Source organism: Krasilnikovia sp. MM14-A1259 (genome assembly GCF_047159535.1).
Taxonomy (GTDB): domain Bacteria; phylum Actinomycetota; class Actinomycetes; order Mycobacteriales; family Micromonosporaceae; genus Actinoplanes.
In genome coordinates this window covers 1,639,794-1,652,470 of the sequence record NZ_BAAGAJ010000002.1, presented here as the reverse complement: position 1 = coordinate 1,652,470, position 12,677 = coordinate 1,639,794, and the positions used below count along the sequence as shown (strand labels likewise).

Annotated in this window: 14 protein-coding genes; 10 read left to right on the top strand and 4 right to left on the bottom strand. The window is 73.4% G+C overall.

What is annotated here, in order from left to right:
• Positions 1–39 precede the first annotated feature (39 nt).
• The 10 genes from ACMCNK_RS07120 (at position 40) to ACMCNK_RS07075 (ending at position 6,496) form a co-directional block, all read left to right on the top strand.
• A complete protein-coding gene (locus tag ACMCNK_RS07120; RefSeq protein WP_412735587.1) occupies positions 40–669 on the top strand; it encodes a CDP-alcohol phosphatidyltransferase family protein in 630 nt (209 codons plus the stop codon).
• On the top strand, positions 666–1,583 hold the full coding sequence (locus ACMCNK_RS07115; protein ID WP_412735586.1) for a DUF881 domain-containing protein: 918 nt from the start codon (positions 666–668) through the stop codon (positions 1,581–1,583). Before ACMCNK_RS07120 ends, ACMCNK_RS07115 begins: the two co-directional genes overlap by 4 nt.
• Positions 1,580–1,912 (top strand): small basic family protein, encoded by a 333-nt coding sequence (locus ACMCNK_RS07110; RefSeq protein ID WP_412735585.1) that lies wholly within the window; start codon positions 1,580–1,582, stop codon positions 1,910–1,912. Before ACMCNK_RS07115 ends, ACMCNK_RS07110 begins: the two co-directional genes overlap by 4 nt.
• 286 nt (positions 1,913–2,198) lie before the next feature.
• A complete protein-coding gene (locus ACMCNK_RS07105; protein WP_412740771.1) occupies positions 2,199–3,149 on the top strand; it encodes a DUF881 domain-containing protein in 951 nt (316 codons plus the stop codon).
• Positions 3,150–3,192: 43 nt separating this feature from the next.
• Positions 3,193–3,573: a glycine cleavage system protein GcvH gene (gcvH, locus tag ACMCNK_RS07100; protein ID WP_412735584.1), complete on the top strand. Its 381-nt coding sequence runs from the start codon at positions 3,193–3,195 to the stop codon at positions 3,571–3,573.
• 221 nt (positions 3,574–3,794) lie between these two features.
• Positions 3,795–4,247 (top strand): FHA domain-containing protein, encoded by a 453-nt coding sequence (locus ACMCNK_RS07095; RefSeq protein ID WP_412735583.1) that lies wholly within the window; start codon positions 3,795–3,797, stop codon positions 4,245–4,247.
• A 65-nt stretch (positions 4,248–4,312) separates the two neighbouring features.
• Positions 4,313–4,996, top strand: a complete 684-nt coding sequence (locus ACMCNK_RS07090; protein ID WP_412740770.1) for a MerR family transcriptional regulator — start codon at positions 4,313–4,315, stop codon at positions 4,994–4,996.
• Positions 4,997–5,168: 172 nt separating this feature from the next.
• Entirely contained in the window at positions 5,169–5,633 is a 465-nt protein-coding gene (locus ACMCNK_RS07085) for a bifunctional nuclease family protein (RefSeq protein WP_130507654.1), read from the top strand.
• A gap of 133 nt (positions 5,634–5,766) precedes the next feature.
• Positions 5,767–6,324 carry a MerR family transcriptional regulator gene (locus ACMCNK_RS07080; RefSeq protein WP_412735582.1) on the top strand — a complete coding sequence of 186 codons (558 nt, stop codon included), beginning with the start codon at positions 5,767–5,769 and terminating at the stop codon, positions 6,322–6,324.
• Positions 6,325–6,373: 49 nt separating this feature from the next.
• A complete protein-coding gene (locus tag ACMCNK_RS07075) occupies positions 6,374–6,496 on the top strand; it encodes a hypothetical protein (protein ID WP_412735581.1) in 123 nt (40 codons plus the stop codon).
• 80 nt (positions 6,497–6,576) lie between these two features.
• On the opposite strand, the gene ACMCNK_RS07070 is transcribed toward ACMCNK_RS07075, so the two are convergent.
• The 4 genes from ACMCNK_RS07070 to ACMCNK_RS07055 form a co-directional block, all read right to left on the bottom strand.
• Entirely contained in the window at positions 6,577–6,861 is a 285-nt protein-coding gene (locus tag ACMCNK_RS07070) for a peptidoglycan-binding protein (protein ID WP_412735580.1), read from the bottom strand.
• 177 nt (positions 6,862–7,038) lie between these two features.
• On the bottom strand, positions 7,039–10,542 hold the full coding sequence (locus ACMCNK_RS07065; RefSeq protein WP_412735579.1) for an ATP-binding cassette domain-containing protein: 3,504 nt from the start codon (positions 10,540–10,542) through the stop codon (positions 7,039–7,041).
• Positions 10,543–10,667: 125 nt separating this feature from the next.
• Positions 10,668–11,849: a metallophosphoesterase gene (locus tag ACMCNK_RS07060; protein ID WP_412735578.1), complete on the bottom strand. Its 1,182-nt coding sequence runs from the start codon at positions 11,847–11,849 to the stop codon at positions 10,668–10,670.
• Complete coding sequence (locus ACMCNK_RS07055) at positions 11,836–12,552, bottom strand: nucleoside/nucleotide kinase family protein (protein WP_412735577.1); 717 nt, start codon at positions 12,550–12,552, stop codon at positions 11,836–11,838. Before ACMCNK_RS07055 ends, ACMCNK_RS07060 begins: the two co-directional genes overlap by 14 nt.
• Positions 12,553–12,677 lie beyond the last annotated feature (125 nt).

The following is a 12,677-nucleotide window of genomic DNA, read 5'->3' as shown; positions in this document are numbered from 1 at the left end:
TGCGCGAGTTGACCGGCCAGCGGGGGAGAGGGAGTCGCGATGCCGCAGCAGCCTGCGCCCGTCGCCCCGCGCCCACCGGTCGCCTCCGACCGGATCTGGACGATTCCGAACGTCATCAGCTTCGTGCGCCTGCTCGGCGTGCCGCTGTTCCTCTACCTGCTGCTCGGGCCCCACGCGGACGTCGCGGCGCTGATCGTGCTCGCGCTGGGCGGCACCACCGACTGGGTCGACGGTTATGTGGCCCGGCGCACCGGCTCGGTCAGCCGGCTCGGCGAGCTGCTCGACCCGTTCGCGGACCGGCTGTACATCCTCGCCACGCTGATCGGCTTCACCATCCGCGAGGTCGTGCCGTGGTGGCTGACCGTCGCACTGCTGGCCCGCGAGGCGGTGCTCGGTGTGGCGCTGCTGGTGCTGCGCCGTCACGGCTACGGGCCCCCGCCGGTGCACTACGTCGGCAAGACCGGCACGTTCGTCCTGCTCGCCGCGTTCCCGGTGCTGCTGCTGGTACATGCGGTGCCGTCGACGGCCACCGTGGCCGGGCCGATCGGCTGGGGGCTGGCCTGGTGGGCGCTGGGCCTGTACTGGGCCGCGGCGGCCCTCTACCTGATCCAGACCGCCACGGTGCTGCGCGCCGACCGGGCCGCACGCGCCGGGACGGCCGCCGGATGACCGCACCCTCCGGCCGCGACGAGCGGCGGACGTTCAACGCGGACTTCCTGATCGAGCTGTTCCGCAACCCCCTGGACCCGGGGTACGCCGACGCGGCCGCCCGCCGGGCGCGGGAGGGCCCGCGTACCGGGACGCGGCGGCGCGTCATCAGCGGGGTCAGCGCGGTGACGATCGCCGCGGTCGGCTTCCTGCTGGTCGTGGCGTACCAGCAGACCGTGGCGGACGAGCCGGGCCGGACCAAGGCCCGGGCCACCCTGGTCGAGCAGGTGCAGCACCGGCGCGGCGGCACGGTCGCGCTGCAGAACCGCGCGGACGAACTGCGCGCCGAGGTCGCCACGCTGCGGGAACGGCAGCTCGGCGGCGCGGCCGTGGCCCGCCTGCGCGACCTGGAGGCGGAGACCGGGCTGGCACCGGTGCGCGGTTCCGGGGCGAAGATCACGATCGGCGACGGTCCCACCGCGGTCAACCCGGTGACCGGAAAGCAGTCGACCGAGGCGCGGGTGCGCGACAGCGACCTGCAGCTCGCCGCGAACGCGTTGTGGGCCGCGGGCGCGGAGGCGATCGCGATCAACGGCCAGCGGCTCACCGCCACGTCCACGATCCGGCAGGCGGGCGAGGCGATCCTGGTCGACTTCCGGCCGGTCGCGACGCCGTACGAGGTGGTGGCGATCGGGCCGGACACCCTGGCCGACGAGTTTCGCGACGGCTACGCTGGGCGCTTCTTCCGCGAGCTGGTCGCCCGGTACGGCATGAGCTTCGACGCGACCGGCGTGCACGACGTCACCCTGGACGCGGCCACCGAGCTGAAGCTTCGCGTCGCGGTGCCGTCAACCCCGCCTCCCTCCACCGGCCCTTCGTCCCCCGGCCCGGACTCACCCCCGCCGTCCGGCACCCCCAAGAAAGGCGGCCGATGATCGCCGTACTCGCCCTGGCCGCCGGGGTCGTCCTCGGCATCGTCCTGCACCCGACCGTGCCGCCGGGTCTGCAGCCGTACCTGCCGATCGCCGTGGTGGCCGCGCTGGATGCTGTGTTCGGCGGGGTAAGGGCGAAGCTGGACGGCATCTTCGACGACAAGCAGTTCGTGGTGTCGTTCATCGCCAACGTGGTCGTGGCCGCGCTGATCGTCTACCTGGGTGACCAGCTCGGCGTCGGCACCCAGTTGTCCACGGGCGTCGTCGTGGTGCTCGGCGTGCGGATCTTCGGCAATGTGGCGGCGATCCGCCGGCACCTGTTCCGGGCCTGAGATGAACGAGCAGCACGAGCCGCGGCCGGGCGAGGCGACCCCGGAAACCGCCGCGGACGACGAGCAGACCGTCGTCACCCCACGCCGGGTCGATGACGAGCCGCCCGCGGTCACATCGCGCCCGGTGGATGACGAGCCGACCGTGGTCACGCCACGTCTGAAGGCCGACCAGCCGACGGTTGTCACGCCGCGTCAGGAGGACGACGAGCCGACCGTGGTCACGCCGCGCTCGGTAGACGGCGGGCAGACGGTCGCCACGCCGCGCCCGGCACACGACGACCAGTCCGTGGTCACGCCACGCCCGGAGGGCGATGCAGCCGTTCACGAAGCCGCCGCGGCGGCGGAGCCCGCCCCCGAGGCAGGCTCGGAGCCGGACCGGGCCGGTGCGGCAGCTGGCCTGTCACCCGATCCGGTGGATGCCGTCCAGGTGGAGGCGGACCGTGACCCGCCCGCGGCGGCGGAGCCGGGCAGCGGGGAGCCGGAGAACGGAGCCGCCGGGCCGGCGGGCGCGGTCGCGGGGCTGCGTGGCAGGGCGCCGTGGCGGCGGGTGTCGTCCGCGGGCACGTTGATCTGGGTGCTGCTGGCGCTGTTCGGGTTCACGCTGGTGGTGCAGTTGCGCAGCAACGGCGCCGACGAGGGCCTGGCGACCGCGCGGCAGGAGGATCTGGTGCGCATCCTGTCCGATCTTGAGGCCCGCGACACCCGTCTGCAGGCCGAGATCAACGCGCTGGAGCAGAGCCAGCGGCAGCTCACCTCGGGCGTGGCGGGGCGCCAGGCAGCGCTCGCGGAGGCGGACAAGCGGGCGGACGAGCTGGGCCTGCTCGCGGGCACGCTGCCGGCGCGCGGGCCGGGCCTGCAGATCATGATCGATCCGAAGGGGCAGGGCCTCAAGGCGTCGGCCGTTCTGAACGCGGTGCAGGAGCTGCGCGGCGCGGGCGGCGAGGTGATGGAGGTGGCCGGGGCGGACGGCACCGCGGTACGCATCGTGGCGTCGAGCTATTTCGTCGACGGTGACGGGGGCCGGATCACGGTCGACGGCGCCCGGCTCTCCGGCCCGTACACGTTGCGGGTGATCGGGGTGCCGCAGACCATGCAAACTGCGCTGCAGATCCCCGGTGGGGTGGTCGCGTCCGTGGAGGGCGCCGGCGGTAGCGTGACCATGGAGCAGCGCGCCATGGTCGAGGTGACCGCGGTGCGTAAGGCCACCAGTCTGCAGTACGCGCGTCCGGTCTCCTGACCGGTCGCGGAGCGATTCGCCGGGTTGTGACAACGGAGGAACTGTGATTCCTGAGGACCTGCGGTACACGTCCGAGCACGAGTGGGTGGCGGGCGACGGGAGCGGCCCGGTGCGGGTGGGCATCACCCACTTCGCGCAGGACGCGCTCGGCGACATCGTGTTCGTGCAGCTGCCCGACGAGGGCACGGCGGTGCAGGTGGGTGACGCACTCGGCGAGATCGAGTCCACCAAGAGCGTGTCGGAGATCTACGCGCCGGTGTCCGGGACGGTCGTGGCGCGCAACGCCACGCTCGCCGACGAGCCGGAGCTGATCAACGCCGAGCCGTACGCCGCCGGCTGGCTGGTGGAGATTGCCCCGGATGATCCGGAATCGGTGCAAGGCTTGCTGGACGCTGCCGCCTACCGCTCGCTGACCGAGAGCTGACGCGGCGTATCACACACTCCGCGCGTCCGGTTGCCGCGCTTTTTCGCGCTGACTAGGCTCGCGGAGCACATGAAGTAGACCGTTATTCATTCGCAACCGATAGTCGTCCGTCCGGAGCCTCCGGGCAGCGGCGGGGGGTGCCGCGCTCCGGGCGTCTTGTCCGGTTCCGCTCACCTCTCGTGTCCGCGGGCGGCGACCGACCAGATCCGTGAGGTGGTCCGATGACGCGCCCAGACGACGAGTTTCCCCCGCTCGACGTCACGTCCACGCTCAACCTCGGCGCCCTCGACGAGGTGCTCGAGGGCCCCGAGACCGATGTGGTGCCGAGCCGGATGTCCGGTTCGCTGCCGCCCGGCATGGCGTTGCTGGTGGTGCGCCGTGGCCCGAACGCGGGGGCGCGGTTCCTGCTGGACCATGACGTGACGACCAGCGGCCGGCACCCCGACAGCGACATCTTCCTCGACGACGTGACCGTGTCCCGGCGCCACGCGGAGTTCCACCGCGACAACGGCACCTTCACGGTGCGCGACGTGGGCTCGCTCAACGGCACGTACGTCAACCGTGAGCGGGTCGAGTCGGCGACGCTCAGCAACGGCGACGAGGTGCAGATCGGCAAGTTCCGCCTGGTGTTCATCGCCGGCCCGCGGCCGGAGAGCGAGGGCGGCGGGGCGTGAACCCGTCCGGGGCGGCCGCGCGCGACCCGGGTGCCCAGGATGTGGGCGCCCGGGACGGCGTTCTCATGAGCATCGGGGAGGTGCTGGCCCACCTGCGGACGGAGTTCCCCGACACGACGATCTCGAAGCTGCGTTTCCTGGAGGCGGAGGGGCTGGTCGATCCCCAGCGCACCGCCTCCGGATACCGCAAGTACACGTGGAACGACGTGGCCCGGCTGCGGTTCGTGCTCACCGCCCAGCGCGACCAGTACCTGCCACTGCGGGTGATCCGCGAGCAGCTGGAGACCCTGGAGCGCGAGCAGGGCGAGCCGCCGGCCACCGGGCGTCCCGCGCTGGTGGCGGTCGGCTCCGGCGGCGACGTCCCGGTCGAGACCGCTTCCGTGCGGGTCTCCCGTACGGATCTGATCGCGCGGACCGAGGTGGACGAGGAACTGCTCGTCGAGCTGGAACGGCTCGGTCTGGTCCTGTCCCGGCCCCCGGGGTGGTACGACGGTGACGCCGTGGTCATCGTCGAGGCCGTGGTCGGGCTGACCCGGCACGGCCTGGAGTTGCGGCATCTGCGCGCGTTCCGGGCCGCGGCGGACCGTGAGGTGGGACTGTTCACACAGTTGCTGGCGCCGCTGGTCCGCCAGCATGATCCGGGTGCCCGGGCCCGCGCCGCCGAGACGGCCCGCGAGCTGCAGGCGCTGTCGCAACGGCTGCATGCGGCCCTAGTCCGGGCCGGGCTGCGCGGGACGCTGGGACGCTGACCGGTTCGTCGTAGGCTTCGAGGGGTAACCCCGGTGAGGCATGGACACGGACCTCGTGTGGAGGCACGCCCGACGGCGCCGTGTACCGTGCAGGTGAGGGCGCGGGAAACAGCCCGAAGGCCGCCGCGGGTGGCCATTTGGGGCGGCGACGACAGCGACACGGAGGCGGGCGGTGCGCGAGCTGAGCGTGGTCGGGGTTCGGGTGGAGCTGCCCAGCAACCAGCCGATCGTCCTGCTCAGGGAGGTCGACGGTGATCGGTATCTGCCGATCTGGATCGGCGCGGTGGAGGCGACCGCCATCGCGTACGAGCAGCAGGGCGTCAAGCCGGCCCGGCCGTTGACCCATGACCTGCTGCGGGACATCCTCGCGGCGCTGCAGGCGCCGCTGAAGGCCGTGGAGATCACGGAGCTGAAGGAGAACGTGTTCTACGCCGACCTGCTGATCGGCGACGATCTGCGCGTTTCGGCGCGGCCCAGCGACTCGATCGCGCTGGCGCTTCGGGTGGGCGCGCCGATCCGGTGCGCGGACCAGGTGCTCACCGAGGCCGGCATCGTCATCCCGGACGAGCAGGAGGACGAGGTGGAGAAATTCCGCGAGTTCCTCGATCAGGTCCGGCCGGAGGACTTCGCGGGCTGACGCATCGACCGTCACCACAGGTCTCGTCGCCCACACGCGGCGTGTCGCGGCATTACCTCCCTGTTCGGCGGCCCGGTGCGATATACGCTCGGGGCATCCAGATGAGGTGGCCGCGCAGCGGGGAGGTAGTCGCGTGCACGAGTCAGATCCTCTCGAGGGTCCCCGGGTGGGCGAGGACGGCGACGTCGGCTATCGCGGCGTGACGGCCTGCCACGCGGTGGGCATCAGCTACCGGCAGCTCGACTACTGGGCGCGGACCGCGCTGGTCGTGCCCAGTATCCGCGACGCGTCCGGTTCCGGCACTTCCCGGCTCTACTCGTTCCGCGACCTGGTCGTTCTCAAGGTCGTGAAACGGCTGCTCGATGCGGGTGTCTCGTTGCAGAACATCCGTAAGGCGATCGAGGCGCTGCGCTCGCGCGGCGTCGACGACCTGGCCGGCATCACGCTGATCTCCGACGGCACGACGGTGTACGAGTGCCGTTCCCCCGAGGAGGTCGTCGACCTGTTGCAGGGCGGTCAGGGCGTGTTCGGCATCGCCATCGGGGGTGCCTTCAAGGAGATCCAAGGTTCGTTGTCGCATCTGCCGGCCGAGCCTGCGAGCACGCCGCAGCCGGTCAGCGCGAGTGCGCCCACCGAGCCGGCCGCGGGCGACGAGCTCGCCGCCCGCCGCGCCCGCCGCCGGGTCGGCTGACCCCGGCCCTCAGCGGTCGGTTCCCACCCCGCACCCGTACCCTCCTTCGGTGATCAAGGGACGGGTCCTCGCTGCGGTCGTGCTGGTCGGTGCCGTGACCGGTGCCGTGCCGGCCGCGCCGGTCCGGGCGGACGTCGGGTTCACGGTGGCAGCGACCTACAACCTGCTGTGACCGAGCATGCCACCGCCCGTTCCCGGGCCGCCGAGACCGCCGCGTCCGTGTCGTCGTCGACCGGTCCCCGCCGGCGCGCCTCAGGCTGCGCGGAAGCGGCGTAGGTCGCGAGCCTCCGCAGCGGAGCGGGCCAGCCGGTGCACGGTGCGGGGCCCGGCCACCCCGTCCTCCGCCAGCCCCGTACGGGCCTGGAACGACTGCACGGCCGCGGTCAGGTCCCTCTCGGCGGGCCCGACCGCGACGCCCAGGTCACCGAACAGTTCCCGTAGCGCGGCCGGGTCGGCCGACGGCGGCTCGTCGGCGGGCCAGCCGATCAGCCCGCCGACCGCCGTGCCGACCACGCTGAGCATTCCTCGTGCGGACATCGCAACCTCCCCGGATGGTGTGGAGGCCAGCATGTCCGGCGGCGGCAGGTCCGCGCCTCTACCCGCCGACCCGAACCGCCGCCTCACACCTGCGACTTTCGGCCGAGCCCGAACCCCAGGGCCCTGGCCTCGGGCCCGCTGCCCAGAACCCAGGGCCCGAAGCCCAGGCCCCGCGGCTCAGCCGGCCAGGTGCCCCCACTGGTCTTCCAGCTCGGGCCACGTGCCCTGCGCCACCGCCCGGCCACCGATCAGCACGACCACCCGGTCCGCCTGGCTGAGCGCGGCCCGTTTCGACGTCGAACCGACCACGGTCACCCCGTGCGCGCGCAGCGCCCGCCACAGCTCCAGCTCCGTCGTCACGTCCAGCGCGGACGACACGTCGTCCGCGATCAGCAGCTCCGTACGCGGCGCCAGCGCCCGGGCCAGCGCGAGGCGCTGGAGCTGCCCGCCGGACAGCCGGGTGCCCTTGTGACCGATGAGCAGTTGCAGGCCACCACCGCCCGCGGCCAGGTCGTGTTCGAGCTGGGCGGTGGAGACCGCGTCCGCGGCGTCGACCGGGTGGCCGAGCTGGATGTTGTCCGCCACCGTGCCGGACAGCACCCGGGGCAGCTGGGCCACGTAGCCGACCTGGTTGGGGCGCAGGAACAGCTCCGGCTCGTCCACGGGCTGGCCGTTCCATCGCAGCGTGCCGGTGTGGTGCACGATGCCGGCGAGCGCGCGCAGCAGCGACGACTTGCCCGCTCCGACGGGGCCCAGCACCAGCACCAGCTCGCCGCGTTCCACGGCCAGGTCGATGTCGTGCGCCCCGACGGCGCCATTCTCGTGCACCGCGCTGAACGCCTCCAGCTCCAGGCGCGTCAGCGGGTTGCGCGGGGTCGTGGGCGGCGCCGGGGCGGTGCCCGCGGCGATGTCCACACCGGGCACCGCGGCCGAGTACTCGGCCGCCCCGGCCATGGCGACCGTCCGGCCCGTCCACACCCGGGCCGACGGCATCTGGGACACCAGCGAGGCGGTCGTCCACGCGAACCAGCGCGCCGCACCCAGCGTCGCCACCGCGATCAGCGTGGCCGCCGCGGACAGCGAACCGGCCAGGTACAGCGCCCACGCCGCGATCGGGAGCAGGCCACTGACCAACGACGGGGTGGAGCGGGCCCACACCTGGATGGTGATCTCGCGGCGCTGCCGCTCGCTGCGGTCGGTGTCCAGCCGGGCCAGGTGGGTGAGCACCGGCCTGGTCGCCCCGGCCAGCTTCACGGTGCGGGCCGCGGACAGCGACGACACCAGCGCGGTCGCGAACGCGGCGCGGGAGGCGACCGTACGCCGGGCCGCCTTCTCCAGCCGCGGCCCGAACGTCGTCGCGGCCAGCCCGGACAGCACCATCGTCCCGCCGAAGAACATCGCCGGAACCGGCGAGCCGGACGCCCACGTCATCGCCACGATCATGACGAGGCTGGTGACCGTGTCGATGAGGTTGTCCGCCAGGACCACGACGCGTTCGGTGTCGCCGCCCTGCGCGACCACCTCCGCCGGGGTGTGTTTGCTGACCCGGCGCGGCCCGACCTGGCCGTGCACGAGCCGCAGGCTGATCCGCAGCATCTGCCGGACCCACCACTCCGGGAACCACGCGCCGGTGTAGTACAGCGCCGGGGTGGTCAGCAGCAGCGCCGCGGCGATGGCCAGCGCCGGCACCATCGGGTTGCCGATGCCGTCGACGACGTGCGACCACAGCAGCGGCAGGATCGAGCCGTCCAGCCCGAACAGGACCAGCACCACGAACAGTGCGACCGCGGCCAGGCCGTACCGGGGGTCGTTGAGGGTCAGCCGGACGATCTCGCGCAGCGTACGCGTGCGCGGCGGGTCCGGAAGCGGCGGCGGCTCCGCGGTCGGCGGCGTGGCCGGCGGCTCGGCCGAATCCACGGACTCCAGCTCGGCCGCGGTCTCGTCCCAGTCGTCGCGCTCGGCGAGCAGCAGCCCACCGGACGCCGCCTCGCCCGGCGCGGTCGCCGCCGGTGCGGTGGCGTGGCTGGTGGCCAGCAGCTCGGCGAAGCGCCGCGAGCTGCGCAGCGGCCCCGCCTCCAGCACCCGGCCGTCGGCGAGCACGACCACCTCGTCGCAGCGGCGCACCGACGACAGCCGGTGCGCCACGATCACGCCGATGCGGCCGTCGAGCAGCCGGTCGGTGGCGCGCTGCACCCATCCCTCGGTGACCGGGTCCATCCGGGCGGTGGCCTCGTCGAGGATCACCACCTGCGGGTCGCGGACCAGGATCCGGGCGAACGCGACCAGCTGCTCCTGGCCGGCGGACAGTTTGTGCCCGCCCTCGCCGAGTTTCGTGTCGATGCCCTCGGGCAGGCTCTCCACCCATGTCGTCAGGCCCAGCTCGGCCAGCGCGTCACCCGCGCCGGGCAGCAGCGCCGGGTCGAACAGGGCAATGTTCTCGGCGAGCGTCCCGGCCAGGATCTCGGTGCGCTGCGGGACGATCGCGGTCCACTGGCGCAGCTTCTCGACGTCGATGTCGTTGAGGTCGACGCCGCCCAGCGTCACGGTTCCGCGCGGCACCTCGACGGAACGGGTGAGGATCTTCGCGAGCGTGGACTTGCCGGAGCCGGTGCGCCCGATCAGTGCGTACGAGTGGCCGCGGGCGAACGTCAGGCTGACGTCGCGCAGCGCGGGCGGGCGGTCCGCGTCGCTCTCGCCGTACCGGAATGTCAGGTCGCGGATGACCAGGTCGCCGTCGGCCGGAGCGGCGCCCCCGACGGGTTCCTGCCGGACGTCACGCAGCAGCTGGACCCGGCTCCACGCGCCCAGCGCGTTCTGCAGCTCGGGCACCATCCGGGTGACGTGCTCCAGCGTGCCGCCGAAGCCGAGCGCCAGCAACCACACCGCGGTCAGGCGGGCGCCGTCGACATGCCCGGTGGTCAGCGCCCACGCGCCGGTCACCACAAGCACCGCGATCAGCGTACGGGTGATCGTGCCCGCGCCCAGTGTCACCTTCGACGAGGTGCGCCACACGCGCCGGCCGCGCTGCAGCACCTCGCGGGCCCGCTGGGCGTACAGGCGCAGCACGTACGGGGCGGCGAGGCTGGTACGGACGTCGTCCTGCCCGTGGATCGCCTCCTCCATCACCGCGGCCAGGTCGCTCCACGCCTCCTCCTCGGCGATCCGCAGCGGGGAGATGCGCTTGATCGGCCCGCTCATGGTTCTCGCCAGCAGCGCCGAGACCAGCACCATGGCGACACCGGCCGGCCACCACACCGCGAACGCCGCGACGACCGCCAGCGTGGCGACGGCCAGCTGCTGCGCGAGCCGGACGCCCGGCCCGCGCAGCTCGGAGCCGACCTGGTAGACGTCGTTGTCGATGCGGTCGAGCAGTTCACCGACCGGGGTGTTCTCCAGCGTGGGCAGGTCCTGGCCGAGCGCGACCCGGCACAGACCGCGGCGGATCGCGGCGGTCCAGTCCGCGGTGAGCCCGGCGGCGATCAGCCCGACCGCCAGGTCGCTGAGCACCGCGGCGACCAGGGCGGCGGCCAGCACCGCGAACATCGGCACCGAGCGGTTCACCAGCACCGGGCCGGCCAGCGCGAGCGCCGCGGCCTGACCGCTGGCGCCGAGCAGAATGAGCGCCGCCACCAGCGTGGAACGGCGCGGGGAAGTGGCCCACAGGTCGCGGAGCAGGCGCATGAGAGGTCCTCACGATCGGGGGGCGGTACCCCCCATCCTGCGGGCCGTCCGGTGAGCGGACAAACCAATTACGGGCGCGCGGGTATCGCCTGTGTCAACCCTCGCGAGCGTGCCCGCGTCGCTGCTCAGCCGCGCCGCAACGTGATCAGGGTGATCTCGCTGGGGGCGAACACCCGGAACGGCGGCCCCCAGAACCCGGTGCCGCGGCTGGTGTAGAGCTGCGTACGCGCGCCGTGCCGGCTCAGGCCCTGCAGCACCGGCTGGTCCGTGCGGACCAGGTAGTGGAACGGCCAGATCTGGCCGCCGTGGGTGTGCCCGGACAGCTGCAGGTCCACGTCGTGCGCCACCGCGCCGCCGATCTGCTGCGGCTGGTGGGCGAGGAGCAGCACCGGCAGCGCCGGGTCCGCCCCGGCCAGCGCCGCCGCGTGGTCCGCGTGATGGCCCGGAACGCCGGAACCTTCGGCAGTCCGGTCGTCCACCCCGGCCAGCACCAGCCGGTCGCCGCCGCGCTCGACCACGATGTGCCGGTTGTGCAGGGCCTCCCAGCCCAGCGCGGCCATGTGTTCCACCCACCGCTGCGCCCCGCTGAAGTACTCGTGGTTGCCGGTGACGTACACCCGGGCGAGGGCGGCGCGCACGTCGGCCAGCGGTGCGGCCTGCGCGCGGCGGTCGGCCACCTCGCCGTCGGCGATGTCGCCGGTGTGGGCCACGACATCCGCATCCAGTGTGTTCATCACCTCGACGACGCGGGCCGACCAGCGGGCCCGGTCGATCGGGCCGTAATGGGTGTCGGTGATCAGGACGACCTTCAGGCCGTCGAGCGCCGGGCCGAGCCGGTCCAGCCGCACCTCGACGCGCCGCACCCGCGGCACCCGCATCGCCTCGACATACCCCCAGACGAGCAGGACGGCGGCGACGGCGACGACCGCAGCGGTGACCACCCGCGAGCGCACCGGGTCGGCGACACCCGCGAGCCCCAACGCGAGGCGGGCCAGATTGCCCAGCACCGACCAGGTGAACAACACCCAGACCACGCCCAGCTCGGTGTCGGACACCCGGGCCGCCCAGTCGGCGCGGCGGCCGGCGTGCCCGGCGATCATCAGCATCGGGAACGTCGCCACCGCGGCGACGACCAGCACGGTGCCACCCGCGACGACCGCGGCGGGCCAGTGGTTGCCCGCCACCAGCAGCGTCCACCAGGGGACCCCGTACAGCAGCAGCACGATCGCCGTGATCGTCGCGGCGAACCGCGCCACTCGCCCTGCGCGGCGCTGGGGCCGGGCCTGCACCGACTCATCGACCGACACGCCTACGAGAATGCCACGGCCGGGTCAGTTCGGCGCCATCGGCGAGCCGCAGCATGACCGCGGCGGGCACCACCAGGTCGGCGCGGTCACGGGTCGCGGCGATCAGGGCGGCGTTGCGCTCGTCCGTGCCGGTGGCCCAGGCGACGGCATCCGGCTCGGCTTTGCCGAACCGTACGTGGCGGGCGATCAGCCGGCGCAGCCGCTCGTCGTCGGGCAGTTCCACGAACCAGATCTCGTCGCACATCGTCCGGGCCTGCCGCCAGCGCGGATCGTCGAGCAGCAGGTAGTTGCCCTCGGTCAGGATCAGTCGGGCGACGCGTGGCACCCCGATCGCCCCGGCCAGCGGTTGTTCGAGGTCGCGTGCGAAGCCGGGCGCGTACACGACGTCGTCGGTGTCGTCGCGCAGGCGGCGCAGCAGGGCGGCGTACCCGAGGGGGTCGAACGTGTCCGGGGCGCCCTTGCGGTCCCGCAGGCCCAGCCGGTCCAGCTCCCGGTCGGCCAGGTGGAAGCCGTCCATGGGCACGTGCGCCACCCAGCCCGGCGCGGGCAACCCGGGCGGGGGCGCCGGGGCGAGGGCGGCCAGCAGCGCCTCGGCCAGCGTGGACTTGCCGGCGCCCGGGGCGCCGGCGATGCCCAGGACGGCGCGGTGCCCGCCGTCGGCGAGCGCACGCGCACGATCCACCAGCGCCGCAAACGTCAGCATGCGCAGAGTCTGTCACCGGCCGCCCGCACGGCCCGGCACCGCCTGCACGGCCCGGCACCGGCCGCTCGCACCCGGCCGGCCGCGGGCCGAGCCGCGGCAGCCGAGCCATGACCGGCGACCCTGTT

Coding starts and splice junctions, on each gene's coding strand:
- ACMCNK_RS07070 (WP_412735580.1), bottom strand. CDS start 6,861: ATGTCCGCACGAGGAATGCTCAGCGTGGTCGGCACGGCGGTCGGCGGG.
- ACMCNK_RS07065 (WP_412735579.1), bottom strand. CDS start 10,542: ATGCGCCTGCTCCGCGACCTGTGGGCCACTTCCCCGCGCCGTTCCACG.
- ACMCNK_RS07115 (WP_412735586.1), top strand. CDS start 666: ATGACCGCACCCTCCGGCCGCGACGAGCGGCGGACGTTCAACGCGGAC.
- ACMCNK_RS07110 (WP_412735585.1), top strand. CDS start 1,580: ATGATCGCCGTACTCGCCCTGGCCGCCGGGGTCGTCCTCGGCATCGTC.
- ACMCNK_RS07090 (WP_412740770.1), top strand. CDS start 4,313: ATGAGCATCGGGGAGGTGCTGGCCCACCTGCGGACGGAGTTCCCCGAC.
- ACMCNK_RS07120 (WP_412735587.1), top strand. CDS start 40: ATGCCGCAGCAGCCTGCGCCCGTCGCCCCGCGCCCACCGGTCGCCTCC.
- ACMCNK_RS07095 (WP_412735583.1), top strand. CDS start 3,795: ATGACGCGCCCAGACGACGAGTTTCCCCCGCTCGACGTCACGTCCACG.
- ACMCNK_RS07055 (WP_412735577.1), bottom strand. CDS start 12,552: ATGCTGACGTTTGCGGCGCTGGTGGATCGTGCGCGTGCGCTCGCCGAC.